The 25,917-nt window shown below is 32.4% G+C and carries 24 protein-coding genes; 16 read left to right on the top strand and 8 right to left on the bottom strand.

Annotated elements, in window-relative coordinates; all coding sequences use genetic code 11:
* Positions 1-126: 126 nt before the first annotated feature.
* The gene (locus H0I26_RS18685; RefSeq protein WP_218700353.1) at positions 127-816 is read right to left on the bottom strand and encodes a cell division ATP-binding protein FtsE; all 690 of its coding nucleotides are present in this window, start codon (positions 814-816) and stop codon (positions 127-129) included.
* 254 nt (positions 817-1,070) lie between these two features.
* Here H0I26_RS18685 and H0I26_RS18680 point away from each other — a divergent pair, with 254 nt between their 5' ends.
* From H0I26_RS18680 to H0I26_RS18665, 4 genes are all read left to right on the top strand, one after another.
* Complete coding sequence (locus H0I26_RS18680; RefSeq protein WP_218700352.1) at positions 1,071-4,091, top strand: tetratricopeptide repeat protein; 3,021 nt, start codon at positions 1,071-1,073, stop codon at positions 4,089-4,091.
* A gap of 41 nt (positions 4,092-4,132) precedes the next feature.
* Complete coding sequence (locus tag H0I26_RS18675; RefSeq protein ID WP_218700351.1) at positions 4,133-5,860, top strand: TonB-dependent receptor; 1,728 nt, start codon at positions 4,133-4,135, stop codon at positions 5,858-5,860.
* A 107-nt stretch (positions 5,861-5,967) separates the two neighbouring features.
* Positions 5,968-7,590 (top strand): amidohydrolase, encoded by a 1,623-nt coding sequence (locus H0I26_RS18670; RefSeq protein WP_218700350.1) that lies wholly within the window; start codon positions 5,968-5,970, stop codon positions 7,588-7,590.
* Between the two features lie 33 nt (positions 7,591-7,623).
* Positions 7,624-8,151 (top strand): DUF2059 domain-containing protein, encoded by a 528-nt coding sequence (locus H0I26_RS18665; RefSeq protein ID WP_218700349.1) that lies wholly within the window; start codon positions 7,624-7,626, stop codon positions 8,149-8,151.
* On the opposite strand, the gene H0I26_RS18660 is transcribed toward H0I26_RS18665, so the two are convergent.
* Entirely contained in the window at positions 8,148-8,846 is a 699-nt protein-coding gene (locus H0I26_RS18660) for a class I SAM-dependent methyltransferase (RefSeq protein WP_218700348.1), read from the bottom strand. The genes H0I26_RS18665 and H0I26_RS18660 overlap by 4 nt on opposite strands.
* 21 nt (positions 8,847-8,867) lie before the next feature.
* Here H0I26_RS18660 and H0I26_RS18655 point away from each other — a divergent pair, with 21 nt between their 5' ends.
* The 4 genes from H0I26_RS18655 (at position 8,868) to H0I26_RS18640 (ending at position 12,133) form a co-directional block, all read left to right on the top strand.
* Positions 8,868-9,362 carry a YkgJ family cysteine cluster protein gene (locus H0I26_RS18655; RefSeq protein WP_090841341.1) on the top strand — a complete coding sequence of 165 codons (495 nt, stop codon included), beginning with the start codon at positions 8,868-8,870 and terminating at the stop codon, positions 9,360-9,362.
* Positions 9,363-9,388: 26 nt separating this feature from the next.
* On the top strand, positions 9,389-10,282 hold the full coding sequence (locus H0I26_RS18650) for a hypothetical protein (RefSeq protein WP_218700347.1): 894 nt from the start codon (positions 9,389-9,391) through the stop codon (positions 10,280-10,282).
* Positions 10,283-10,293: 11 nt separating this feature from the next.
* On the top strand, positions 10,294-11,121 hold the full coding sequence (locus H0I26_RS18645) for a sterol desaturase family protein (protein ID WP_218700346.1): 828 nt from the start codon (positions 10,294-10,296) through the stop codon (positions 11,119-11,121).
* 283 nt (positions 11,122-11,404) lie between these two features.
* Positions 11,405-12,133: a hypothetical protein gene (locus tag H0I26_RS18640; protein WP_218700345.1), complete on the top strand. Its 729-nt coding sequence runs from the start codon at positions 11,405-11,407 to the stop codon at positions 12,131-12,133.
* 150 nt (positions 12,134-12,283) lie between these two features.
* Here the strand turns inward: H0I26_RS18640 and H0I26_RS18635 are convergent, their stop codons facing one another.
* On the bottom strand, positions 12,284-13,558 hold the full coding sequence (locus tag H0I26_RS18635) for an exo-beta-N-acetylmuramidase NamZ domain-containing protein (RefSeq protein ID WP_218700344.1): 1,275 nt from the start codon (positions 13,556-13,558) through the stop codon (positions 12,284-12,286).
* An 8-nt stretch (positions 13,559-13,566) separates the two neighbouring features.
* Here H0I26_RS18635 and H0I26_RS18630 point away from each other — a divergent pair, with 8 nt between their 5' ends.
* The 3 genes from H0I26_RS18630 (at position 13,567) to H0I26_RS18620 (ending at position 17,114) form a co-directional block, all read left to right on the top strand.
* Entirely contained in the window at positions 13,567-14,802 is a 1,236-nt protein-coding gene (locus tag H0I26_RS18630) for an ABC transporter permease (RefSeq protein ID WP_218700343.1), read from the top strand.
* Positions 14,803-15,250: 448 nt separating this feature from the next.
* Positions 15,251-16,231, top strand: coding sequence for a PLP-dependent cysteine synthase family protein (locus H0I26_RS18625; protein ID WP_218700342.1), 981 nt, complete (start codon positions 15,251-15,253; stop codon positions 16,229-16,231).
* Between the two features lie 454 nt (positions 16,232-16,685).
* Positions 16,686-17,114 carry a peptidylprolyl isomerase gene (locus H0I26_RS18620; protein WP_218700341.1) on the top strand — a complete coding sequence of 143 codons (429 nt, stop codon included), beginning with the start codon at positions 16,686-16,688 and terminating at the stop codon, positions 17,112-17,114.
* 232 nt (positions 17,115-17,346) lie between these two features.
* On the opposite strand, the gene H0I26_RS18615 is transcribed toward H0I26_RS18620, so the two are convergent.
* Positions 17,347-17,712 (bottom strand): DUF1304 domain-containing protein, encoded by a 366-nt coding sequence (locus H0I26_RS18615; protein ID WP_218700340.1) that lies wholly within the window; start codon positions 17,710-17,712, stop codon positions 17,347-17,349.
* A 60-nt stretch (positions 17,713-17,772) separates the two neighbouring features.
* Positions 17,773-18,366 (bottom strand): FMN-binding negative transcriptional regulator, encoded by a 594-nt coding sequence (locus tag H0I26_RS18610; protein ID WP_256935200.1) that lies wholly within the window; start codon positions 18,364-18,366, stop codon positions 17,773-17,775.
* A 70-nt stretch (positions 18,367-18,436) separates the two neighbouring features.
* On the opposite strand from H0I26_RS18610, the gene radC reads away from it, so the two are divergent.
* The 4 genes from radC to H0I26_RS18590 all read left to right on the top strand — a co-directional run bounded on the left by radC (position 18,437) and on the right by H0I26_RS18590 (position 22,044).
* The gene (gene radC, locus H0I26_RS18605; protein ID WP_101020294.1) at positions 18,437-19,135 is read left to right on the top strand and encodes a RadC family protein; all 699 of its coding nucleotides are present in this window, start codon (positions 18,437-18,439) and stop codon (positions 19,133-19,135) included.
* 138 nt (positions 19,136-19,273) lie between these two features.
* Positions 19,274-20,572 carry a polysaccharide deacetylase family protein gene (locus H0I26_RS18600; protein WP_218700339.1) on the top strand — a complete coding sequence of 433 codons (1,299 nt, stop codon included), beginning with the start codon at positions 19,274-19,276 and terminating at the stop codon, positions 20,570-20,572.
* Positions 20,556-21,248 carry a YjjG family noncanonical pyrimidine nucleotidase gene (locus H0I26_RS18595; protein ID WP_218700338.1) on the top strand — a complete coding sequence of 231 codons (693 nt, stop codon included), beginning with the start codon at positions 20,556-20,558 and terminating at the stop codon, positions 21,246-21,248. The genes H0I26_RS18600 and H0I26_RS18595 overlap by 17 nt, the downstream gene beginning before the upstream one ends.
* Before the next feature lie 4 nt (positions 21,249-21,252).
* On the top strand, positions 21,253-22,044 hold the full coding sequence (locus H0I26_RS18590) for a hypothetical protein (protein WP_218700337.1): 792 nt from the start codon (positions 21,253-21,255) through the stop codon (positions 22,042-22,044).
* On the opposite strand, the gene H0I26_RS18585 is transcribed toward H0I26_RS18590, so the two are convergent.
* Entirely contained in the window at positions 22,041-23,318 is a 1,278-nt protein-coding gene (locus H0I26_RS18585) for a replication-associated recombination protein A (RefSeq protein ID WP_218700336.1), read from the bottom strand. The genes H0I26_RS18590 and H0I26_RS18585 overlap by 4 nt on opposite strands.
* Positions 23,319-23,515: 197 nt before the next feature.
* Between H0I26_RS18585 and H0I26_RS18580 the strand changes: the two genes are divergently transcribed.
* Complete coding sequence (locus tag H0I26_RS18580; protein ID WP_218700335.1) at positions 23,516-24,268, top strand: rhomboid family intramembrane serine protease; 753 nt, start codon at positions 23,516-23,518, stop codon at positions 24,266-24,268.
* Here H0I26_RS18580 and rlmB read toward each other — a convergent pair.
* A complete protein-coding gene (gene rlmB / locus H0I26_RS18575) occupies positions 24,263-24,997 on the bottom strand; it encodes a 23S rRNA (guanosine(2251)-2'-O)-methyltransferase RlmB (protein ID WP_218700334.1) in 735 nt (244 codons plus the stop codon). The two genes, H0I26_RS18580 and rlmB, sit on opposite strands and share 6 nt — an antisense overlap.
* Before the next feature lie 68 nt (positions 24,998-25,065).
* On the bottom strand, positions 25,066-25,917 hold the full coding sequence (locus H0I26_RS18570; protein ID WP_218700333.1) for a hypothetical protein: 852 nt from the start codon (positions 25,915-25,917) through the stop codon (positions 25,066-25,068).

Genomic DNA, 25,917 nt, shown 5'->3' with positions numbered 1-25,917 from the left:
AATAGTAAGGCCTACAGATGTATATTAACTTACTGGGATATAATAATTTTTAAGACTTAATTTTTTTTGAAGCCAATGATTTAAGTATAATAGAGGAAGAGAAATATTCAAAGATTTGAGTTTAACTCATAAAGAAGCTTTACGTTGTACGACTTCAAAGACTTTATTATCGTCGCATTTTAGTGTTTTACTTGGGTATTTTAAAAGTAAAGCATAATCATGAGTCGCCATTAAAATAGTGTTCCCATTTTTATTTATTTCTAACAGTACTTCCATAACCTCGATACTTGTTTGTGGATCTAGATTTCCTGTAGGCTCATCGGCTAATATTAGTTCAGGGTCATTTAATAAGGCGCGAGCAATAGCAATACGTTGTTGCTCTCCTCCGGATAATTCATGCGGGAATTTAAAACCTTTAGTTTTCATAGCTACTTTGTCTAATACAGAAGCAACGCGTTCATTCATTTTTACTTTGTCTTTCCAACCGGTCGCTTTTAAAACAAATAGTAAATTGTCATTTATAGTACGATCTGTAAGTAGTTTAAAGTCTTGAAAGACAATACCCAGCTTTCGACGTAAAAAAGGAATCTCTTTTTCTTTTAATTTTAGTAAGTCAAAATCAACAATATGACCTTCGCCTTTGGTTAATTTTAAATCGCCATAAAGCGTTTTCATAAAACTACTTTTCCCAGACCCCGTTTTACCAATAAGATAAATAAAATCACCTTTTTTCATTTCTAGATTTACATCAGAAAGTACTAAGCTTTCGCCTTGAAAAATTGAAACATTTTTTAATTCTAAAACAGTGTCTGACATAAAATAAATTTAATTCTTTCTATTAAGATAACGCATTTGGAGTGCACAAAATTGTAAGTGACAAAGTAAACAATTAATAGTAAAAAAAAGGACAGAAAAATAATAATTTATTAAGCATCTAAGTTTGTTAATTTTTTTAGAAATAATTGAAGATTATTTTTGGAATTATTCACTCACAATATAATTATTAGTTAAATCACGCGTTAGACCTATAGATTAATTTATCTTTGATTTTCAATTTAAAAACAGTGTCAATGTTAGCAAAAAAGCAACTTATATTTTTCATAACCTTAGCGTTTTGTTTTCAGTTATTTGGACAACAATCCGCAGTATATACAAGTAGTTTAGGGGATTACCAAAAAGCATTACAGCTTTACAATAGTCAGCAATATTTAGCTTCTCAGAATTTGTTTAGTCAAATTAAAAAAACGACGGATGATGAGAATGTTCAAAGTAATTGTGCATTCTATATTGCAAATGCAGCGATTAGATTAAACCAGCAAAATGCAGATGTATTAATGGAGCGTTTTGTCGAAGATTATCCAACAAGTACAAAACGAAATACGGCCTTTTTAGACGTTGCAGAATATTATTTTATAAATGGTAAATATGCCTACGCTCAAAAATGGTATGCTAAAGTGGACGAGGGGTCTTTAGCAAAAGGAGATAAGGAAACTTATAATTTTAATAATGGATACGCGTCGTTTACAACTAAAAATTATAAAGAAGCAAGGAAGTATTTAACACGTGTCGAAACGTCTCAGAAATACGGCTCTCAAGCCAAATACTATTTGGGATTTATGTCTTATGAAGGAGATGATTACGACGAAGCCAATAAGTACTTTGAGCAAGTTGGAGACGAAGAAAAATATAAAGAAAAACTAAGCTATTACCAAGCGGATTTAAATTTTAAATTAGGGAAATTTGATAAAGCTATTGAGTTAGCTAAATCTAAATTAGAGACTAGTGAGAGAAGTGAAGTTTCAGAATTAAATAAAATTATAGGAGAAAGTTATTTTAATCTTGAACAATATGACGAAGCCATTCCGTACTTAACGGATTACAACGGTAAAAAAGGGAAATGGAATAATACCGATTACTATCAATTAGGGTATGCTTATTATAAACAAAAGGAGTATGATAAAGCAATTTCTGAGTTTAATAAAATTGTAAGTGCTGACAACAGTGTTGCGCAAAACGCCTATTACCATTTAGGAGAAAGTTATGTTAATGTGGGTAAAAAGCAAGAAGCATTAAATGCCTTTAGAAATGCGTCTCAAATGGATTATGATTTAAAAATTCAAGAAGATGCGTGGTTAAACTATGCTAAGATTAGTTATCAAATAGGAAATGCTTATCAATCGGTACCACAAGTTTTAAATAGTTATTTAGAAAAGTATCCCGATACAAAATATAAGGAAGAGGTGGAGTCGTTATTAATAGACTCGTATATTACTTCTAAAAATTACAAAGAAGCATTAGTGTTATTGAAAAACAAAAATAGCTTTGAGAGTAAGGTTGCGTATCAAAAAGTAGCATTTTATAGAGGTTTAGAATTGTTTAATGAAAGTAAATATCAAGAAGCAGAAGACCTTTTTGATAAATCGTTGAACGAACAACAAGATCAAAAGTATACCGCAAGAGCCACTTTTTGGAAAGCAGAAGCGGATTATAACTTAACAAACTATGATGATGCTTTAATTGGATTCAAACAATTTGCACAACAAAGTGAAGCATCTACAACGACCGAGTTTGAAAACTTAGATTACAATATCGCTTACACATATTTTAAACAGAAAAATTATAGTCAAGCAACGACGTCTTTCAGTCAATTTATAGAGAAAAATCAAACGGACAAAATTAGATTGAACGATGCTTATTTAAGATTGGCAGATGGCTATTTTGTATCAAGTCGCTATAGTGACGCTATTTCGACTTATGATAAGGCAATGGAAGTTGGAAAAATTGAAAATGATTATGCGTTTTTTCAAAAAGCTATGAGTTATGGTTACATTGGTAAGGAAAGTGATCAAACAGAGCAATTAAAACAGTTTATTGCTAAATACCCAACATCTAAATTAAGAGACGATGCCATGTATGCATTGGGTAATAGTTATGTAAAGGCAGGAGAAGATGCGAAAGCAATTGCTATTTATAATCAATTAAAAAAAGAATATAGTACAAGTCCATTTACACGCAAAGGGCAATTACGTCAAGGATTAGTGTATTATAATGCCAGTCAAAATGAAGAAGCATTAACAACGTTTAAAGCGGTGGCTAAAGCGTATCCAAGTACTCCGGAAGCTAACCAAGCGGTAGCAACAGCTAGACTAATTTATATTGATTTAGGAAAAGTTGACGAGTACGCAACTTGGGTTAGAACATTGGACTTTGTAGAAGTTACTGATGCTGATTTAGATAATGCAACTTATCAAGCAGCAGAAAAACAATATTTGGATGAAAACGTAAATGCTGCTATCAAACAATTTAATGGATATTTAAGTGAGTTTGCAAACGGATTACATGCTACTCAAGCACATTTTTACTTGGCGCAATTGTATTTCAAAAAAGACCTAAAACCTAATGCCGAACCGCATTATGCTTATGTTGTAGGTCAATCGCAAAGCGAGTTTTCTGAAGAAGCATTGTTGCGTTTGTCTCAAATTCAATTAGATAAAAAAGATTGGAATGCTGCAATTCCAACATTAAAACGTTTAGAGCTAGAGGCTAATTTTCCTCAAAACAGTTTATTTGCACAATCTAACTTAATGCAGGCTAATTATCAATTAGATAAATATAGTCAAGCAGTCGCTTACGCGGAAAAAGTGCTTAGCAATGTTAATTTAGATAATAAAGTAAGAAGTGATGCATATGTTATAATTGCACGTGCTGCTATTAAAACTAACGATCAACCTAAAGCAAGAACCGCTTATACGCAAGTCGAAACATTTGCAACTGGCGAAACGGCAGCAGAAGCATTGTACTACAACGCATACTTTAAAAATAAAGACGGACTGTATAACGAGTCTAATAAAGTAACACAGCGTTTAGCAAAAGATTATTCTGGATATAAATACTACGGAGCAAAAGGATTAGTAATAATGGCTAAAAACTTTTATGCTTTAGGAGATGCTTTTCAAGCCACTTATATCCTTGAAAGTGTAATCAAAAACTTTAGCAATTTTGAGGATGTGAAAACAGAAGCACAAACCGAATTGACTAGAATAAAAGCAGAAGAAGCTAAAACAAACTCGTCAGTAATCACCGAGGACTAAAAATCAGTAATCAAGACCATCGTAATTCATAAATATAAATTATGTTTAGTATAAAAAAACAAATCATTTTATTAATACCATCGTTGTTAATTTCTGTCTTCGCATTAGCGCAAGAAAGGGAGGGAGACACAATACAAACAGGTGTTATTGATGTAATAAAACCATATACACCATCAATTTCTGATGCTTTTAAAGTAAAAGAAACACCGTCATTGGATGATAACGATACGGGAACAAAGAAAGACGTTAAATATAATATTTTTTCTTTTCCTGTGGCATCAACATTTACACCAGCAAAAGGAAAAGCAGCGGTTGTGGATAAAGCAAAAAAAATAAAGGTGTATAACAATTACGCGACTTTAGGAGTTGGAACGTACACCACTATTTTAGGGGAAGCTTATTTAAATCATGCTATTGGTAGAGACCAGGCATTTAGTGCCTATATTGGTCACCATTCCTCTCAAGGTGATATCGATGAAGTTTTAACGGATAGTGGGTTTTCAGATTCAAAACTTAATGTAACCTATACTAAATCAGATCGTGATTATACATGGACCGCGTTAGGAGGTTTTCAGTATCAAACTTATAATTGGTACGGTTTACAACAACCTTTGTTTAATCAGGAAACTGCAGATACGTTAGATGTGGGGCATAGTTTTACCAATGCATATGTTGGAGGAGACATTATGTTTGAAGATGGGATTGTGTCTTCAGGAAGTGTTCTTTTTAGACGCTTTGGTGATGATTATGGTTCTGGAGAAAATCGATTTAAGGCTAATGCTATTGGAACAATAAACATTCAGGATAACGATGTCGATGTAGAAGTGTTTGTCGATTATTTAGGCGGTAGTTTTGATAAAGCTTATGCAGCACCAACGGAGCTTAATTATGGTAATTTTCAATTTGGGGTTGCTCCAAAATTTCAGCTAAAACAAGATGATTTGACGGTCGATTTAGGTGTTACAGCGGTCTATTTAAATAATACAGAAGCTAGTGAAAGTAAATTCTTTATCTACCCTAATATTGCAGCTAGTTACAGACTTATAGATGATGTTTTAATTGTTTTTGGAGGGGTAAAAGGTGGATTGATTCAAAATTCGTATTATGATTTTGTAGAGGATAATCAATTTGTTTCACCTAATCTTTTTATATCGCCAACAGATCAACAATACAATGCTTTCGGAGGATTAAAAGGAAAGCTGTCTAATGCAATGAGTTACACGGTAAGTGGTAATTATAAATCCGAAAAAAATAAAGCATTATTCGTAAATAATGATATCACGCAAACACCAGAAGCTTATACTTATGGTAACTCTTTTGGGATGACTTATGATGACGTGACAACATTAAGTGTCGCAGCAGAATTAAACGTTGATATAAACAGAAACTTTACATTAGGAATAAAAGGAGAGTATTTTTCTTATGATGTTAAAAATGAAACAGAAGCTTGGAATCTACCAGATTTAAAAGCATCAGTCTTTTTAGACTATCAAATTAATGAGCAATGGTTTGCCGGCGCTAATTTATATTACGTTGGAGAACGTAAAGACCAATTTAGTATTTCTAGTGTAATACCATCTGTAACAGGAGTTGTATCTTTAGATGCTTATTTTGATGCCAATGCACATGTAGGTTATCATATAAACGATCGTTTTTCTGTGTTTGCAAAAGCTAATAATATCATAGGAGAAGAATATACTAAATGGCAAAACACACCAGTGCAGGGTATTCAGTTTTTGGCAGGAGGAACTTATAAATTTGATTTTTAAATACGCATATTTCGATATAATCACATTCTAAAATTATTAAGCATAAAAAAAAAAGCCTCCTCTCGAGGCTTTTTTTTTATGCTTATATTTACTCAAAAATTTAAAATATGAAATTCACCAAAACCCTATTCTTATTTTTAATCATTACATCTTGTGCTTCAGATAAAATAGATGTGGATACAATTATCACGAATGCTAATGTATATACAGTCGATTCTAACTTTTCTAAGGCAGAAGCTTTTGCGGTAAAAGATGGTAAATTTGTAGCAGTTGGTACAGCTGCAGATATAAAGAATAAATATAAACCAAAAGCACTTATTGATGCAGCTGGTCAAACTGTTGTACCAGGTTTTATTGATGCACATTGTCATTTTTATGGACTTGGTTTAAACCAATTACAAGTCAATCTTAGAGATACAAAAAGTTACGATGATGTAATAAAAAAGGTTTTAGATTTTAATAATGGCAGACCATCTGAATTTATTATAGGTAGAGGTTGGGATCAAAACGATTGGGAAGATAAATCTTATCCAACAAAAGTATTATTAGATAAATTATATCCTAATATTCCTGTTGCGTTAACAAGAATAGATGGTCATGCTATGTTATGTAATCAAGCAGCATTAGATTTAGCAGGAATCACTAAAGAGACTAAAGTTGAAGGTGGAGAGATTTTAAAAGAAAACGGGAAACTAACAGGTGTTTTGATTGATAATCCAATGGAATTGGTGGAAGCTATTTTTCCGGAGCCAACAAAGCAACAACAAATTGATGCCTTATTGGAAGCTCAAAAAATATGTACAGCCTTAGGGTTAACTACTGTTTCTGATGCAGGATTGGATAAGCAAGTCATAGAATTGGTGGATAGCCTGCAACAAGCTGGTGCGTTGGATATGCGTATCTATGCTATGATTAGTAATAGAAAAGCAAACCTGGACTATTATTTAACTAAAGGAAAAATTAAGACAGCGCGTTTAAATGTACAATCGGTAAAAGTTTATGCGGATGGCGCTTTGGGGTCTAGAGGTGCAGCATTAAAACAAGAGTATACGGATCAACATAATCATTTTGGTGCTTTAGTTATTGGGATTGAAGAATATAAGAATTTAGCAGAAAGAATCGCTAAAGCAGGATACCAAATGAACACGCATGCGATTGGAGATTCTGCTAATAGATTTGTATTACAGACCTATGAAAAAACATTATTAGGTCAAAAGAACAGACGTTGGAGAGTGGAGCATGCTCAAGTTATTACAGATGATGATTTTGAATATTTTAAAAATGAGAATATTATACCTTCTATACAACCAACACACGCAACAAGTGATATGTATTGGGCAGAAGACCGTTTAGGAAAAGAGAGAGTAAAAGGGGCTTATGCCTATAAAAAGTTATTAGAAAAAAGTGGGCGAGTGGCTTTAGGTACTGATTTTCCTGTAGAGAAAGTAAGTCCGTTTTTAACGTTTTATGCAGCCGTTTCTAGACAAGATACTAAGCAATATCCAGAAGGAGGTTTTAATAAAGAGAATGGGTTATCAAGAGAAGAAACTTTAAAAGGAATGACAACTTGGGCGGCCTATTCAAACTTTGAGGAACAAGAAAAAGGAAGTATCGAAATTGGTAAGTTTGCCGATTTTATTATCTTGGACCAAAATATAATGACTGTGGATGAAAAAGAAATTCCAAACATTAAAGTAAATGAGACTTATATTGGAGGAGTGGCACAGTAGTTGTTCTTTGGTAATAACATAAACACATTTAAAATGAAAAATATTATAGCATTAGTATGTCTTTTAACAATAGGGACTGTAGGTTTCGCACAAGTTGATCAATACAGTGAAGATGTTAAAACATGTATTAAAAGCAATGGAACCATGACCTACTACGAAGGTGTGGTTGACCAAATGTTTACTATGCTTGAAGAGCAATTTGCATCTCAAGAAGTGCCTGCAGCAGTTTGGACCGAACTTAAAAAGGAAAAACCCAATGCAATGGGAACGTTAGCGCAAATGGTAGTATCTGCTTACAGAGCTCATTTTACACATAAAGATGTTAAAAACATGAATGCATTATACACTACTACAGCTGGTAAAAATATGTTTAAACCTGAGGCATTGACAGAAGGGGATAAAATAATTTTAACAGAATTCTATAAAAGTGATACTGGTCAAAAAATTGTAAGCTCTCAAGATTCTATGAATGCTTCAATGGGTGATATCTCTGTGTTGTGGAGCGGGGATTTATATAAAAGTATGATAGCAAAATTATCAGAAAAAGGATTTGATCTTTAAATAGATAACTTTGCTAAATAGTCATAATGCTCGCCTTCAGCGAGCATTTCGCATTTTAAATCAATAGCATTACAAGCGTCTTTTAATAGCTTGTAGTCTAAATATAACCACTTCATTGGGGTTTCTTTTTCGCCTTTATAACTTAAAAAATAGTCTAGCTCGCCATAATAGTTGGCATTCATATCCTGCCAAAACCCACCATCTTCATCTAGATACATATATTTTATATCACTAGAGTCTATTAATATTTGACCGTCTTTATGTAATAAAGATTTTAAATGTGCTAAATAAGTAGAGACTTGATCTAAGGTTTGAAATATGCCGGTACCATTCATCAATAATAAAATAGTGTCAAAAGTATCGGTTTCGTCTAAAAGTGCTTTTTCTTCGATAGTAATAACGCCTCTTGCTTTACTTACAGTAACAGCACCAGTAGAGATGTCAATAGCTTTTACTTTAAGCCCTTTACTTTGTAAATATAAACTGTGACTTCCAGAACCACAGCCAACGTCTAAAACGTGACCTTTAGATAAGTTTAGAGCGTGTTGCTCTAACTTAGGCATGTCTTTAAAGTCTCTAAAAAGATAAGGAATTGGCAATTCATCCTCATCAGATATGTTAGTAGACGTCATTAGGTCTTCTGTATAATTATTATTCTGATAATCTAATAAGGCTTTTCCGAAAAGGTCTTTCATTTAAAATACTATTTTTGTAAGATGGAAGAATTTTTAAATGATCTCCCAAAGCTTGCCAAAGATAAGCATAAGGAAAATAAAACCTTTTTTACTAAGCTAAAAAAGAAAGCACCAAAGCAACTAGATTATATTATGCAAGAATTGCATGAAGCCGAATTTAAAAAAACGGATTGCTTAACGTGTGCCAATTGTTGCAAAACTACGGGGCCTCTTTTTACGGATAAGGATGTTCAGCGTATTGCTAAACATTTTAGACAAAAGCCACAACAGTTTATTGATACGTATCTGCGTCTTGACGAAGAAAATGATTATGTGCTACAATCCGTACCGTGTACGTTTTTAGGGGCAGACAATTACTGTTCTATATATGATGTACGCCCTAAAGCATGTGCAGAATTCCCGCATACAGATCGTAAAAAATTCCAACAAATATCAAATTTAACATTAAAAAATGTGGCTATTTGTCCTGCGGCTTTTAATATTGTTGAAGAGATGAAAAAACGAATTAAGTATTAATACTATTATTTTGTATTTTTAGTACTATGAAAAAATTACTACTTACACTATTAATAGGTTGTGGTACAATTACAACTTCTATGGCCCAAGAGTGGCTCACCTCTTTTACTTTGGCAAAAAGGTTGGCATTATCTAAAAATAAGATGCTATTAGTTATTTGGGAAGATGCTGCAAATTATTCTTATCCAATTATACTTGAAGATAAAGAAGGGGGGCAAATTGTTGCTGAGCTATTCGGGGATGACAGGATTAAAACTTTAGTTTGGGAATATTTTGTCCCTGTTGTTCTTAGCGAGTCTAATTATAGTCAGTTGGTTGGTTTGATTGATGGTAAAAGAGACGCTCAGTATATTCTGCATTTTAATGATGATAGAATTAAAGTAATGGATCCCAACGGAAATATTTTAGATAGTGCTTTTCAGGATCAATTTGTTGCTCAAAATCTAACAACATTTATTAAAAAATATGCTCTAGATACTTCTTTTTTACAAGCAGAATTAACAGCTTATTTTGAAAATAAAAACTATGCGTCTGCATTTAGGTTGGCTAATAAATATCTTGATTTTACAATATATGTCGAAGATTATCTAAAGGAGGAGTTAATTAGGTTATCCTATATCTATAGGCAAGAAGCAAAAGAACTACTGGAAAAGAGTGCATTGGAAAAGAAACAAGCATTGCTTCAAAAATACGATTTATTAGAGATAAAAGCGTTTTTGATTTCTGGGAAACTTAATAAAGCCCGTCGATTTTTAAAACGGTATGATTTGGAAAATATTTATAAGATTAATCGGTCTTTATTTGCCTTTCTTAACTATACAACTTTTAGAAGTTTAGATAAAATTGAAGAGGCATTATTATGGAAACCAGACGTGTTGCAATCAGATTTAAATAAAGTTAAGTTTATTATTAACAAATAGGTTTGGTGTACATGGAATCTGTAATTAGTTATTTTGAGACCATACCATCGCTCCATCGCGCATTAATTCTTGTTTCAGGGCTATCGCTATTTTGGCTTTTAGAAGGTGTGCTACCTTTAGTTAAATTCAACTATAATAAATGGTCGCATGCTTGGCCAAATCTTTTTTTTACAGGAACAACAATAGCCATTAATTTTACCTTAGCTAGTGTCTTAATATGCACTTCGTTTTGGGTTAAACAAAACCATTTTGGGATTATAAATTGGCTTCCCGACATGCCTTTATGGTTGTATATAGTCTTAGGTGTTTTATTATTAGATTTTTTTGGAGCGTATTTAGCGCATTATGTAGAGCATAAAGTTAAAATGCTTTGGCGCATTCATTTGGTACACCATTCGGATCATAATGTAGATATAACTACGGCAAATAGACATCATCCTTTAGAGAGTATTATCCGATTTGTTTTTACTTTGTTTGGTGTTTTTATTGTTGGTACACCAATAGCCATTGTGTTTTTATATCAAGCGTTATCTTTAATAGCAACACAGTTTTCTCATGCTAACATTAGATTACCTAAAAAAGCAGATAAAAGGCTTAGTTATCTAATTGTATCTCCGGATATGCATAAAGTACACCATCATTATAAATTACCATATACGGATTCTAATTATGGTAATATCTTCTCTATTTGGGATAGGCTTTTTGGGACTTACTTATCCTTGGATCGTAGTAAAATTATATATGGTGTAGATACGTGTCCAGACGAGGAGAAAAATAGCCATCTAACGAGTTTGTTAAAACAGCCTTTTAGTAAACAAGATAAATATGCAGGAGATTAACCACCATAAGGGTTCTGTTTTTTTATGTTAAAATTCATTAATAATATTCGATTCTGGGTCATTTCTTGGTTATCTGTCTGATAAGTAGTTATTTACGTTGTTAATAATTATTTTTTTTATAAATAATTGATTATCAGATAAATTAACTATTCGTCGAGTTTTTTGTGACGTTCGACTAAAATTGTATAATTTTAGGATAGATTGATATGTATTATCCCTTATTCATTATAAATTTGTAGCGCCCTTATATCTGATTTTTAGTATAATGATATAATTCAAAATTATGAATAGTCAAAAAATAATAAATACAATTTTCTTGTTACTTGTAGTAACTGCTTCTGCGTTTTCTCAAGGCTCAAGCATCAAAACGACAATTGTTGAAAATGTTAATGCTTCTAAAGCTGGTCTTATACATATACTGAATAAGACAGGAGATACTATCATTTTAAAAAGTAATACAGAAATTTATAGATTTAGCTTTTTATTTCATAATCAAAAAGAATCTGTTTTAATGGATTTAGGAAGTAAAGAGGCTAGAATTCCTTTACACCACTTTGAAGTAGGTCACTATACTGTAGTAGCTTATAGAGAAGATGCGGTATACCCGATTTCTTTAAATCGTATTGAAGTAATCGATACACCAACAGATGCTATTACTGATTTAGAAGAAGATGTGTTGCGTGCAAGTTTGTCTAATACAGAACAACAGAGAAGAGGTATGCCAGATAGAGAAACGTTTTTAGCTAATATCGCAGCTAAGGCTGAAAAAAGTAAGGCTGAAAAAGATCAAATAGGTCGTTTTAGAAGAGAGGTTGAGGCTAGAGCTAAAAAGGAGGAAGCTTTAGCGTTAGTTAGAGAAAAAGAATTAAGAGCACGTTTGAAAAAACGAGCGGAACAAAAAGCGCTAAGTGCTCGTTCTTTAGTTGAAGCTGATAGATTGAGGGCAGAAAAAGACAAAGCAGAAGCGGAAGCTAAAAAAAAAACAGCAAACAACTCGCTAGTCATAAATTAGACCGCCCATCTAAAGAAACAGAGGTTAAAGAAGTTAAGTATAATCTTTCTGATATAGATAATAACACTTCGTTGGATAAACAAACAAGAAATGAGTATCGAAAAGAAAACTTAAGACCTAACGGTAAAAAATATGATGACTAATTAAAGATTAGTTATACAATATATAGGGTTGCCTTTTAACCTTAAAACTATCTAAGCCACTTGTCCAAGTGGCTTTTATTTTGTCTTCGTTCCAGCCAGCTTCTATCTGCTGCTGTAATTTTTTTGTTCCAGCTAACTTTGTAAAAAAACCGTTTTTAATAAAAAAGTCAGACTGATTTTTAGTAGTGGTATAAGCTGTAATAAGATAGTTTAAGTTTAATCCATTAAGTGATTTTGTCTCACTTAAGTTATAGCCATTACATATTTCGTTTTCATGTTTTGGGTATTTTGCACCGTCGTTGGCTTTAGGTGTAAAAGTATAATTTGTTATAGGTAATAAAGGAGAACCATATATTTGAAACTGTAAACCTGTACCACGTCCGGCGCTTATGTTTGTACCTTCAAAAAAACATAGACTAGGATATAGGTTTATCGCTTGTGCATTAGGTAAATTAGGAGATGGTTTTATAGGTAAGTCATAAGCCATTTGTCTGTTGTAATGTTTCATAGTGATAACGCTTAAGTTGCACTGTACGCCATTTTTAAGCCATTTTTCACCATTAATCATCTTTGCGTATTCACCAATAGTCAATCCATGAACTACTGGTACGGGGTGCATTCCAACAAAACTAGAATGTTCCATTTCTAAAATAGGACCATCAATATAATGTCCATTAGGGTTTGGTCTATCCAAGACAATCAATTGTTTGTTTTGTTCTGCGCAGGCTTCCATAACATAATGTAAAGACGATATGTAAGTGTAAAATCGAGCACCAACATCTTGGATATCAAAAAGGACTATATCAATATCTTGTAGCTGTTCCGCACTAGGTTTTTTGTTTTTTCCGTAAAGAGAAATAATAGGTAAACCTGTTTTGGTGTCAATACCATCCTTTACAACTTCGCCAGCATCCGCTTTACCTCTAAAGCCATGCTCTGGAGCAAATACTTTTATAACGTTTATTTTTTCGGAAATAAGAGAATCAACTATATGTGTGTGTTTTTGATTAGTGGTTGCTTTATGAGTAGATTGTCTAGTCTTAAAAATAACACTAGTTTGATTGGCTACAACACCAATACGTTTTCCTTTTAACAGCGGTAAATAGGCTGTCGTTTGATTTGCACCAACACTAATTGGGGCAATAATAGGGGTGTTTATTTTGGTTTCTGTTTGAGCCAAAATTTGATTTGCCTCAGTTAAATTACCTTTCGTTTTAGAAGCACAAGAAATTAATACTAAAACAAATAATAAAACTGTATTTTTGAAAACATTAAATCGCATAATCTAGTTTGAATTTCGAGTTTTTTATAGCTAAACGCATAATTGATAGTAAAGCGTATAAAAGTAGTATATCGGCACCAATAATAAAAATTGGAATCGTAGCAATTGCATTGGGTATTATTGTAATGATGATCGCAATTGCAACAGGGATTGGTCTACAACAAAAAATCAGAGAAAAAGTAATAGCTTTTAATGGGCATAGTATTATCGGTAATTATGATAATAACAACTCAGAAGAAAGTCTCAGACCAATAACTAACAATCAAGATTTTTATCCTGAATTTACTAGTGTGCCAGAGGTTACTCATATCCAAGGGACAGCTACAAAATCAGGGATAATACGATTAGAAAACGATTTTGAATACATTATTTTAAAAGGGGTCGGAGCAGATTACGATTGGCAATATTTCAAAGAATTTTTAGTAGAGGGACGACTACCAGATTATACAAAAAAAAGAAATGAAGATATTTTAATCTCTCAATATCTAGCCAATAGATTAGAACTTAAATTAAACGATCGTATAAATACCTATTTTTTAAAAGCGGATACTACAAAACCACCAAATGTAATTACCTATAATATTGTAGGTATTTATAATTCTGGTTTGCAAGAAATGGACCAGCTTTTTGTTATAGGGGATATTAAGCATATTCAACGTTTAAACAAATGGGACGATGATCAAGTAGGGCGTTTTGAAGTGTTTATAGACGATTATAATAATCTGCAAACGGTTGGAGAAGCCATTTATAAAGAAGTGCCATCTACGTTAAAAGCACAAACGGTAGATAAGGTATACCCATTTATATTTGAATGGATAAAGATTTTTGATAATAACATTTATGCTATAATCGGTATTATGATTTTAGTTGCAGGTATTAATATGATAACTGCATTATTAGTATTGATATTAGAGCGTACTCAAATGATTGGTATTTTAAAAGCATTAGGGAGTGCTAATACTAGTATCCGTAAGATTTTCTTGTACAATGCGGGGTATTTAATATTAAAAGGCTTGTTTTGGGGTAATTTAATTGGGATAAGTTTATTATTGCTTCAAAAATATTTTGGATTATTTCCATTGGACCCAAAAACCTATCATGTTTCGGCAGTACCCGTATACATTGATTTAGGCTATATAGTGGCACTAAATATTGGAACTTTTGTGTTATGTTTATTAATGTTATTGATCCCTTCTTATATCATTTCAAAAATTTCGCCAGTTAAAGCTATTCGTTTTGATTAAATAATTTGGGCGTTACCTTTATCCTGAAAGTTGTTCAGGAAAAGGTCGCGTCATCCACTATATCTTTTTTGCGCATAAGCGCGCACAAAAAAGGATGCCGTTTCTACCGCTAACGCAACTCACTAAAGTTCAGTTTCAAAATAAATTAATTTAGTTTTAACTTTCAACTTTAGACAATTACCTTACTTTTGCAAATTCAAAAGAAAACATTAAATCAAGCTTAAATTTTATAAGGACAAATTAATTTTCGCCTTTAAAAAACAATAAAAAACAGAAATGAACCGAGTCTCATTTAGAAGTTAACTATTATAACTTTATATAGACGAACACATTTCACCTTTAAAAAACAATAAAAAACAGAAATGAACCGAGTCTTATTTAGAAGTTAACTATTACAACTTTATATAGACGAACACATTTCACCTTTAAAAAATAATAAAAAATAGAAATGAACTACGCGAATAACATATTAGAAACTATCGGTAATACACCATTAGTAAAGTTAAATAAGCTAACAGCAGAATTACCATGTTTAGTGTTATCTAAATACGAAACTTTTAACCCAGGAAACTCAGTTAAAGACCGTATGGCATTACAAATGATAGAAGATGCAGAAGCAGATGGACGTCTTAAGCCAGGGGGAACTATTATAGAAGGGACTTCAGGTAATACAGGTATGGGATTAGCATTGGCTGCTATTATAAAAGGTTACAAATGTATTTTTGTAATGGCGGACAAGCAAAGTAAAGAAAAAGTAGATATTTTAAAAGCAGTAGGGGCAGAAGTAGTTGTATGTCCTACAGCTGTAGAGCCTGATGATCCAAGATCATACTATTCTGTATCAAAACGTTTGGGAGAAGAAACACCAAACTCATGGTATGTCAATCAATATGATAACCCAAGTAACGCTAAAGCACATTACCAAAGTACAGGTCCAGAAATTTGGAAACAAACGGAAGGTAAAATCACACATTTTGTAGTAGGTGTTGGTACAGGAGGAACAATTTCTGGTGTTGGAAAATATCTAAAAGAACAAAACCCTAACATAAAAATATGGGGAATTGATACTTACGGAAGTGTCTTTAAAAAATACCATGAAACTGGCGAGTTTGATGAAAATGAAATTTATCCTTACGTTACCGAAGGTATTGGAGAAGATATTCTGCCAAAAAACGTAGACTTTAGTATTATCGATGGTTTTACTAAAGTAACTGATAAAGATGCAGCAGTATATACACAAAGACTGGCCAAAGAAGAAGGTATGTTTTTAGGTAATAGTGCAGGAGCGGCAATAAAAGGGGTGTTACAATTAAAAGAACACTTTACTAAAGACGACGTTGTAGTTGTATTATTTCATGATCACGGAAGTCGATACGTTGGAAAAATGTTTAATGACGACTGGATGCGCGAAATGGGATATTTAGACTAAAGTTAGCGCTAAGAGGAAGCAGAGACTCTTAACAATTGTTAAAGATCTAATGGAATAGAATATCAAAAAAGCTCACAATTTTTATTGTGAGCTTTTTTATGCGGTATACTCAAAATAAAACCCAAGATTTTTTACGTTTTTAATAATTACGAGCTATTCTATGACTTGTTTTTCGCGAATTTGGCATGAAAAAATATAAAAAACTGATTTTACTGACATATTTTCTGATTACAGATCTGTTGCATTCAAATCTGGCTTTAATGTTGTCGTTTGGGACTATTAAAGGATTGCGATAGTCGTTTTTAAGTTGCTAGTTGTAGTTATTTACATTAACACCTTTGTTATTTAGTATTTGGCTTGGTTTTAGCGTTTATGGCTATACTATATTTAAATTAAAATAGGAGCTGTGTAAGAATTATGCAAAACCTATTTTTAAAAATTATAAAATTACAGTATGAGTCAAGTAAAAGAGAATAGCGCAGTAAAAGTAAATTACACAGGTAAATTATCTGATGGACAAATTTTTGATAGTTCAGACGGAAAAGAACCAATTGAGTTTACTTTAGGACAAGGGCAATTAATACCTGGTTTTGAAAAGGGGTTAATTGACATGAAGTTAAATGAAAAGAAAACGATTACAATTGCTAAAGAAGAAGCATACGGAGATATTAACGAAGCTTTAAGACAAGAAGTTAGTAAAACAGATCTTCCTCAGGATATGAAACCAGAAGTAGGGATGGGATTAGTTTCTAAAGCTCCTGATGGCCGTGAAACTAATTTACTAGTTGTTGAGGTTAAAGAAGACACTATCGTTTTAGATGCAAACCATCCATTAGCCGGTAAAGATCTTATTTTTGATCTTGAAGTAGTAGAGATTAAATAAATAACGAGTACTAAATAAAGTCCATCTTTTTTTTGTACAATACGTAAACAGCCATTATTATAGTGTTATAATAATGGCTGTTTTTTTTGATAAGTGGTAAGGCTAAATTAAAGCTCTGCTACGTAAGTATAAGTTCTCTTAAGAAGTATAAGTTTTTGGAAATAATAGATTTTAAATTGAGATTTAATTTTTATCAGAGCAGGCGTCTTTAAATGTCATTAAAAGAGATGTATTACCTGTTAATTAATACCAATACAATACCTATTAATGCAGGTACAGCTTGGACGAAAAATATTTTTTTAGACAATGATAAAGCACCATAAATACCGGCGATAGTAACACAGCCTAAAAAGAACAAGGCAATATTAGAAAACCACTGTGGATCAGTTATAAAAAAAGACCAAATTAATCCGGCGGCTAAAAAACCATTGTATAGACCTTGGTTAGCAGCCATAACCTTAGTTTGTCCAAATAGTTCTTTAGGTATCGTTTTAAAGACTTTGCGTCCTGTAGTCTCCCAAGCAAACATTTCAAAATATAAAAAATATAGGTGTAATACTGCAACTATTGCGATGATAATTTTAATTAAGATGTCCATTTTATTATTTAATTAGTGTTAGTGTATAGTGATTGTTGTTTTAAAAATGCTAGAGTAATTTTAGAATACTTGATCTAAAAACGTTTTAATACTAGCTTGATTTGCTTTTAATAATTCTTGTCTTGCATTTTCCGTATCCTTAGGCTTTTTATCCTGTGAGAGTTTAAATTTACCTTCCCAAGTGGCAATAGATATTTCAAACAATTTAATATATTTTAGGTTGCTGTCTAACCTTGGATTATTAGCGTCCAAAATATATTTATGATCTGGAGCTTCTAAAAATTCAGTCATTGTAATTAAAGATTGCTTTAAATCGTCAGTATTATCAATTCTAGAGACGGTTCCAGTTAAATGCACTTTTATATAGTTCCATGTTGGTAGCTGGGCTGTTGTGTAAATACTTGGAGAAATATAACATTGTGGACCAGAAAATAAAATAGTAATATCGTTTTGATTTTGTAATAATTCAGTTTGCGGATTATAAATATCAATATGGCCAATTAATTTTCCATCACTTTCACGATAAATTAGTGGTAAATGTGTCACTAATGGTGTATTGTTTTTAACCGAAATCACAGTGGCTAACGGATATGTTTTTATCACTTGTCTTAAGTGTTGCTTGTCGCTATCTTGATGTTTTTTAGGAGGATACAAAATGGTCTGTTATAAAGTTAGATCTGTTTATTTCATTTAAAAATTACAAAATAATGTGTAGTTTTATAAAATGTCAGATAAAAGTACTTCATTTTCAATTAAAAATTGGTCTCAAGATGATCAACCTAGAGAAAAACTATTATATAAAGGAAAAGCAATCTTAAGTGATGCAGAGTTAGTGGCTATTTTAATTGGATCAGGAAATAGAACAGAGAGTGCAGTATCGCTATGCAAACGCATTTTATCTAGTGTAGATAATAATTTAAGTGAGTTAGGTAAACTTAGCATTAAACAATTAATGGCGTTTAAGGGTATTGGAGAGGCTAAAGCGATTAGTATAATTGCAGCTTTAGAATTAGGACGTAGACGCAGAGGAGAGGAAGCTTTGCAGAAAAAGAAAATAACCTCTAGCGCATCTGTATTTGAACTTATGCAGCCTATTATTGGCGAGTTACCGCATGAAGAGTTTTGGATTGTATATTTAAATAACTCCAATAAAGTGATCTATAAAAATCAATTGAGTAAAGGCGGTATTACTGGCACTTTAGTGGATACACGGTTAGTTTTAAAAACAGCCTTAGAAGTTGGAGCAGTTGGACTTATATTGGCACACAATCATCCATCCGGAACTTTAAAACCCAGTCAGGCTGATAAAGATGTGACTTTAAAACTAAAGACAGCAGCGCAAAGTTTAGATATAAAAGTGTTGGACCATTTGATTGTCACGGAAAACGCTTATTTTAGCTTTGCAGACGAGTCTATACTTTAAATGATAAATATTTAAAGGCAAAAGGTTAGGAGCAATTTATTCAATTTTATAGTTATAATTTGATGTTTTACTTTTTGAAAGTCCTATTTTTGAGTCACTAGATAATTCAGTGCATACCTATCCCTGCTTACGTAAAAAATGCTTTTAGTTTACACACATAAAATAACCCCTAGAATCAAATATGTTTTTAAGCAAATTTGTACTAGGATTTTGGGCTTACCGGTTAGTTTTACAACAACTATTGAGGAGTTTATCGCGCACGATAGTTTAAAGATGTCGTATACAAGACAACCTTTAGGTAACGAAATTTTTATACGTAGTAGTGAGTTCTTATTTGAACAAGGTTTGTCAGATATAGAAATTTCCGTTTTGCCTTGGGAAGACACTAAATGTTTTTTTCCTGCAGGAGAAAAAAGTGCCATGCCTTTTGATATTTTTGCAGCATCTTTTTACTTGATCAGTAGATATGAAGAGTACTTACCTCATGTAAAAGATGATTATGGTCGTTTTACAGCACAAGAAAGTATGGCGTTTAAAAACAACTTTTTAGACCAACCAGTAGTTGATATTTGGGCCTATAAATTTAAAAAGCTTTTAGAGAATAATTATCCTGATTATCAGTTTACCAAGCAACAATATAATGTCATACCTGTCATTGATGTCCCAGTTGCTTACGAGTATAAATTAAAAGGAATGATGCGTACTCTAAGTGGTACTTTTATAGATGTTTTGACTTTTAGATTTAAACGTTTGTATCAGCGCTACTCCGTATTATCTGGTTTTAAACGTGATCCGTACGATACTTATAAGTATATTATAAATAAACAAAAATCTTCCAAGTATAAATTTGTATTTTTCTTTTTATTAGGAGATTTTTCGACCTATGATAAAAATATAAATCCTCAAAAACAAAAATTTGTGTCGTTAATAAAACACGTTGCAGATTATTGTCAAGTAGGTATTAAAATTTCTTTTTTTGCGTTAACAGATATAGAGTTGCTTAAAGAAGAAAAGAGTAGGATGGAAGCGATTATTAATAATGCTATCCTTGGGTCTAGACAATCGTTTTCTAAAGTTAATCTACCAGAGTCTTATCGTAATTTAGTCGAGTTAGAAATACCTGAAGATTATACTATGGGTTATGTTAATCATTTGGGGTTTAGAGCAGGCACGTGTACACCTTTTTTGTTTTATGACTTAGATTTTGAAGTGCAAACACCACTTAAAGTGGTGCCATATCAAGCTATAGATTTTGCTTTTTTAAAATATAGTTCGCTGTTAGATAAAGAGCAGGCACTTAATAGACTTATAAATACAATAAAAAAGGTAAATGGCACGTTTGTACCTGTATTTCATAATTATACGTTTAGTAAGCAAGATCGCTGGAAACATTTTAAATCACTATTTAATATAATATTGGATGCCAAAAAGAAATAAAGTAGAACATATCTTTTTTGATTTAGACCATACACTGTGGGATTTTGATAAAAATTCAGCATTAACCTTTGAGTTTATCTTCAAAAAACATGAAGTTAACGCTACTCTGGTAGATTTTTTAAAACTGTATGAGCCTATAAATTTAAAGTATTGGAAATTATATAGAGATGAAAAAGTTTCCAAAGAGAATTTAAGGTATAGCAGATTAAAAGAAACTTTTGATGCTTTAGAATTTATAGTGGAAGACCAGGTGATCAATCAATTATCTGAGGATTACATTACTTATTTGTCTAGTTTTAATCATGTTTTTGATGGCACCTTTGAGATTTTAGATTATCTAAAGCCTAAATACAAATTACATATTATTACCAATGGGTTTAAAGAGGCACAAAACAATAAATTGAAATCATCAAAATTGGACCATTACTTTGATACAGTAACAAGTGCTGAGACGGCAGGAGTAAAAAAGCCCAATCCAGATATATTTAATTTTGCTTTAAATTTGGCTAAAGCCGAAACTCAAAATAGTATAATGATTGGTGATAATTATGAAGCAGACATCTTAGGTGCATTAAATATTGGATTGGATGCTATCTGCTTTAACTATCATAAAGTAGACAAACAGCCAGAAATAAAATTTATCGATCATTTAATAGACATTAAAAAATATTTGTAATCTCATGAAATTTCAACATAAAATAGTCTTAGCATTCCTTTTTTTACTTAGTTTTTCAATCACTTTAAATGCTCAAAAACAATTAAATGATTACAAATATATTGTGGTACCAGAACAGTTTTCTTGTCAAAAAAAAGCTAATGATTATCAATTAAATGGATTAACTCAGTTTTTATTGCAGAAACAGAATTTTATTGTTTTTCTAGATTCGGAAGACTTGCCAGAAGATGCTGCAAATAATGGATGTTTAGTGGTGTATGCGGATGTTACTGAAGATAGCAGTATGTTTAAAACGAAGTTAAAAATCAGTTTTAGGAATTGTAAAAACGAAAGTGTATTTACTTCTGAAGAAGGTGTTTCTAGAGATAAAATATATAAAGTTGCTTATAATGTCGCTTTGCGTAACACTATTAAAACGTTTCAAACCTTTACGCATAATTACAAGGAGAAAACAGTTGCTCAAAATGATGTGGTACAAAAAGATAAACCGGATACAATAGTTAAATCTGATGTAAGTACACCTAACTTGCTAGTAAATACAACGCCTAATGACGTGTCCTCACAGGTGTCTGGAAAAGAGGTGTATACAGCCGATTTAATTTCAGGTTCTGTTGTTAGTTATCATTTAAAAAATAATAGTAATACCACGGTATACACCATTTTATACTCTGGAAAAGAAGATGTTTATTTTGTAAAAGGCTCAGAAGCAGTAGTCTATAAAATGAATAGCCAGTGGGTCTTAGCGGAGTATATTAATGATAATCTTAAAGTGAAAAATATAGAGATTACATTCTAGTACCCATATTTTTCTTTCCATCGAGACTTTAAAAAGTCACGTTGGGCATTTTCCCTTGCATTATTACCAGGTTCGTATAATTTAGTATGACTAACTTCTTTTGGCATAAACTCCTGACTAACAAAATTGTTGGCGTAGTTATGACTGTATTTATAGTCTTCGCCGTAACCAATCTCTTTCATTAATTTTGTGGGCGCATTTCTAATATTTAATGGCACGCTTAAATCTCCAGTTTGTTTTACCAATTGTTGTGCGTGATTTATGGCCATATAAGCAGCGTTACTTTTTGGAGAGCATGCTAGATAGGTTGCACACTGACTTAAGATAATTCTAGATTCAGGGTAACCAATAGTACTCACTGCTTGAAACGTTGTGTTTGCCATAACTAAAGCGGTTGGATTAGCGTTACCAATATCCTCACTAGCTAATATTAGTAAACGTCTAGCAATAAATTTAACATCCTCACCACCTTCAACCATTCTAGCTAAATAATATACAGCAGCATTAGGATCGCTACCTCTAATGGATTTTATAAAAGCGGATACAATGTCGTAATGCTGTTCTCCGGTTTTATCATAACGTACTGTATTATTCTGTACTTTATCAAAAACCATAGCATCCGTGATAGTAATAGGTTCTTCAGTTTCACTATTAACCACCAACTCAAAAATATTTAATAATTTTCTAGCATCACCTCCAGAAAGACGTAATAATGCGGCGGTTTCTTTAAGTTTTATGTTTTTTTGAGACAAGTACTCATCTTTTGCAATAGCTCGCTTTAAAAGGTTCTCTAAGTCTGTTTTTTCAAACGCTTTTAAAATATAAACCTGACACCTTGACAATAGAGCAGAAATGACTTCAAAACTTGGATTTTCAGTGGTCGCTCCAATCAAAGTCACCCAACCTTTTTCTACAGCTTGTAGTAAACTATCTTGTTGTGATTTGCTAAAACGATGAATCTCGTCAATAAATAAAATTGGATTTTTAGCAGTGAACAGTCCGCCACTATTTTTAGCCTTATCAATAACTTCACGGACATCTTTAACACCAGAGCTAATAGCACTCAAAGTGTAAAAAGGCCGTTTTGATGTGGTTGCAATAATATTAGCCAAAGTTGTTTTTCCAATACCAGGTGGCCCCCAAAGTATCATACTGGGTATAAGACCTTGTTGGATATGTTTGGTTAATGTTCCGTTGGGCCCCACTAAATGCGACTGACTAATATAGTCATCTAAAGTTTGTGGACGTAATCTTTCGGCTAAAGGCGTGTTCATAATGTAAAATTAAATTATTTTTTTGGTTGGCGTGCCTTTTTTGTTCATTCTTCACAAAATAGTCGGGCTGTCACTACTCAATCTTTTTGCTTAGGCAAAAAGGATTTCAAACATAACGATCCATCCCTCACGCCGTAACTGACTGACATTATTACATTACAATAAAATTGGATAACTATTTGCTATATTTATTAACAATGAAACAGCAAGAACCTTTTCAGTTTACTTTAGACGTTGTAGCTTATCCAATAGCATTTATAATGTTGCTATGGTTAATATTTGCCATAGAAATTAGATTTGGGTTTTCATTAAATTTTTTAGGTGTTTACCCTCAAAAACCCTCAGGTCTAATAGGTGTCGTTTTTAGTCCGTTTATCCATTCTGGAATAGAACATTTATGGCATAATACTATTCCGCTATTTGTATTAAGCACAGCACTTTTTTATTTTTATAGACCAATAGCGTTTAAAATATTAATTTATGGTATTATATTATCGGGTTTTTTAACGTGGTGTATTGGTAGACCGTCATATCATATTGGAGCTAGTGGACTGATATATGTTTTAGCAAGCTTTATTTTTTTTAAAGGTGTTTTTGCAAAACACTATAGGCTTATTGCATTGTCTTTATTAGTTGCTTTTTTGTACGGAAGTATGATTTGGAATACACTACCACTTGAGGAAGGCATCTCTTGGGAGGGGCATTTAAGCGGATTATTGGTAGGACTATTGTTTGCTATGGTATTTAAAAAACAAATAACTAAGCCTAAACGATATGTCTGGGAAGACCCTGATTATAATGAAGAAAATGATGTGTTTTTACAGCATTTTGATGAAAACGGTAATTTTATAGAAACCATAGTAGAGGAGGAGCTACCCGAAAGTACTCTTCCAGAAGTAACTCTACCTTTAACTATTACTTATACTTTTAAAGAAAATAAAGAACTATAAACGTTGTCTAACCGCTTCGTATAGAAATGCGCCGCAAGCTACGCTTACATTTAACGATTCTATTTCCCCTAATAAAGGCAATTTAGCTTTTTCATTTGCTATTTTTAAAATAGAAGGATTAATACCGCGTCCTTCAGATCCCATTATTATCGCACAAGGTTCTTTAAAAGAGACATCATACAGCGTGTTGTCTGTTTTTTCTGTAGCTGCAATTACTTTTATGCCCGATGACTGTAAAAAGAAAACGGCGTCTTTAATATGATCAACTCTGCATAATGGTACTTTAAATACAGCACCAGCACTAGTTTTAATCGTGTCTCCATTTACAGGAGCAGCGCCTTTACTTTGTATTATTATTCCATCGACACCTGTGCATTCTGCAGTGCGGATTATGGCACCAAAGTTTCTAACATCACTTAATTGATCTAGCAATAAAAAAAGAGGTGTTTTAGTTTTGGCTGAAACCAATTCATAAAGCTCTTCAATGTCATAAAACTTTACAGGGCTTATTTGTGCAACAGCACCTTGATGATTGTTTTTTGTTAATCGGTTCAATTTTTCAACAGGTACATAAGAACAGTTCACCCTTTTACTTTTTAGAACTGTTTCTAGTTCTTGAAATAAGTCGCCTTTAAGTCCTTTCTGTAAAAAGACTTTGTCCACATGTTCTCCCGCATTTAGAGCTTCAATAATAGCTCTAAGGCCAAATATTTGAGTTGTTTTTTCCATGAGGTAAAGGTATAAAAAAAGAGCCTGCAAATTGCAGGCTCTTTTAAAACTATATAATATTACTATTATTATAACTTTGTTAAGGTTATTGTAAAAGGTACTGGCGCGTCTACGCCACATGCTGGTGCATAAAACTCAGTAGCAGAAATAGTAAGTGAACTATCATCATTTTCAAGATAACTACCTGCACTTGATGTGTCAGGCCCTAATAATGCCTCAATATCTGAACAAGCTAGATTAGTTACTTGAGATTCGTTTACCAAGATCGTTTGACACGTTTGAAAACTAAATACAAAATCCATAGCTGGTTGTCCAACACCTAAATCGGCTAAATAAACAACGCTAAATTGTCTTTCACTCCCTGTACCAGTAAGTGTTACAGTTTGGTCATTAAATATGGTTTCTCCAAATGGACTTAGTGGAGATGTTGTAATAGCGTAGTCTCCTGTAAATGCTGCGGTAGGTACTTTCAATTTAGTAGTACAATTAACAGTCAGCGTGTGTGTTATTTGTTGGCTACCGTCTGATAATCCAATTGGATACTCAGGATTACTAGAGGTAAGTAATGTAAACAGTAACTCATAACCAGCAGTTTCATTGGATACTAGTTGGAACATTATGTTTCCAGTAGTTTGACCTTCATCTAAAGTTGTAGTAAATGTACCTAAATTTTCACTTGGGAAATCACCATTTACTAATTCTACTTTGTAACTTATTTCTAATCCATTTACATTCGTACCATAAGGCAGAGAATAAGGTAATGCTACTTCGGCATCATCAAGTGCTGTAGATCCGCTAGAATCAAATTCAACCCATCCAGAATCAGAGTTACCACCTGTTAATTTATTGTCATCACTATCACAGCCAACTATAAATAGGCAGATAGTGAATATTGAAAGTATATGTTTTATATTTTTCAT

The organism is Olleya sp. HaHaR_3_96 (assembly GCF_019278545.1).
In the GTDB taxonomy this organism is placed as follows: Bacteria; Bacteroidota; Bacteroidia; order Flavobacteriales; family Flavobacteriaceae; genus Olleya.
The sequence above is the reverse complement of the archived record's forward strand: the minus strand, read 5'-3'. Positions and strand labels throughout refer to the sequence as shown.

What these genes read in the sequence shown, in the direction of transcription:
- H0I26_RS18685 (WP_218700353.1), bottom strand. Translation starts at nt 816, where the DNA reads ATGTCAGACACTGTTTTAGAATTAAAAAATGTTTCAATTTTTCAAGGC.
- H0I26_RS18680 (WP_218700352.1), top strand. Translation starts at nt 1,071, where the DNA reads ATGTTAGCAAAAAAGCAACTTATATTTTTCATAACCTTAGCGTTTTGT.
- H0I26_RS18675 (WP_218700351.1), top strand. Translation starts at nt 4,133, where the DNA reads ATGTTTAGTATAAAAAAACAAATCATTTTATTAATACCATCGTTGTTA.
- H0I26_RS18670 (WP_218700350.1), top strand. Translation starts at nt 5,968, where the DNA reads ATGAAATTCACCAAAACCCTATTCTTATTTTTAATCATTACATCTTGT.
- H0I26_RS18665 (WP_218700349.1), top strand. Translation starts at nt 7,624, where the DNA reads ATGAAAAATATTATAGCATTAGTATGTCTTTTAACAATAGGGACTGTA.
- H0I26_RS18660 (WP_218700348.1), bottom strand. Translation starts at nt 8,846, where the DNA reads ATGAAAGACCTTTTCGGAAAAGCCTTATTAGATTATCAGAATAATAAT.
- H0I26_RS18655 (WP_090841341.1), top strand. Translation starts at nt 8,868, where the DNA reads ATGGAAGAATTTTTAAATGATCTCCCAAAGCTTGCCAAAGATAAGCAT.
- H0I26_RS18650 (WP_218700347.1), top strand. Translation starts at nt 9,389, where the DNA reads ATGAAAAAATTACTACTTACACTATTAATAGGTTGTGGTACAATTACA.
- H0I26_RS18645 (WP_218700346.1), top strand. Translation starts at nt 10,294, where the DNA reads ATGGAATCTGTAATTAGTTATTTTGAGACCATACCATCGCTCCATCGC.
- H0I26_RS18640 (WP_218700345.1), top strand. Translation starts at nt 11,405, where the DNA reads ATGAATAGTCAAAAAATAATAAATACAATTTTCTTGTTACTTGTAGTA.
- H0I26_RS18635 (WP_218700344.1), bottom strand. Translation starts at nt 13,558, where the DNA reads ATGCGATTTAATGTTTTCAAAAATACAGTTTTATTATTTGTTTTAGTA.
- H0I26_RS18625 (WP_218700342.1), top strand. Translation starts at nt 15,251, where the DNA reads ATGAACTACGCGAATAACATATTAGAAACTATCGGTAATACACCATTA.
- H0I26_RS18620 (WP_218700341.1), top strand. Translation starts at nt 16,686, where the DNA reads ATGAGTCAAGTAAAAGAGAATAGCGCAGTAAAAGTAAATTACACAGGT.
- H0I26_RS18615 (WP_218700340.1), bottom strand. Translation starts at nt 17,712, where the DNA reads ATGGACATCTTAATTAAAATTATCATCGCAATAGTTGCAGTATTACAC.
- radC (WP_101020294.1), top strand. Translation starts at nt 18,437, where the DNA reads ATGTCAGATAAAAGTACTTCATTTTCAATTAAAAATTGGTCTCAAGAT.
- H0I26_RS18600 (WP_218700339.1), top strand. Translation starts at nt 19,274, where the DNA reads ATGCTTTTAGTTTACACACATAAAATAACCCCTAGAATCAAATATGTT.
- H0I26_RS18595 (WP_218700338.1), top strand. Translation starts at nt 20,556, where the DNA reads ATGCCAAAAAGAAATAAAGTAGAACATATCTTTTTTGATTTAGACCAT.
- H0I26_RS18590 (WP_218700337.1), top strand. Translation starts at nt 21,253, where the DNA reads ATGAAATTTCAACATAAAATAGTCTTAGCATTCCTTTTTTTACTTAGT.
- H0I26_RS18585 (WP_218700336.1), bottom strand. Translation starts at nt 23,318, where the DNA reads ATGAACACGCCTTTAGCCGAAAGATTACGTCCACAAACTTTAGATGAC.
- H0I26_RS18580 (WP_218700335.1), top strand. Translation starts at nt 23,516, where the DNA reads ATGAAACAGCAAGAACCTTTTCAGTTTACTTTAGACGTTGTAGCTTAT.
- rlmB (WP_218700334.1), bottom strand. Translation starts at nt 24,997, where the DNA reads ATGGAAAAAACAACTCAAATATTTGGCCTTAGAGCTATTATTGAAGCT.
- H0I26_RS18570 (WP_218700333.1), bottom strand. Translation starts at nt 25,917, where the DNA reads ATGAAAAATATAAAACATATACTTTCAATATTCACTATCTGCCTATTT.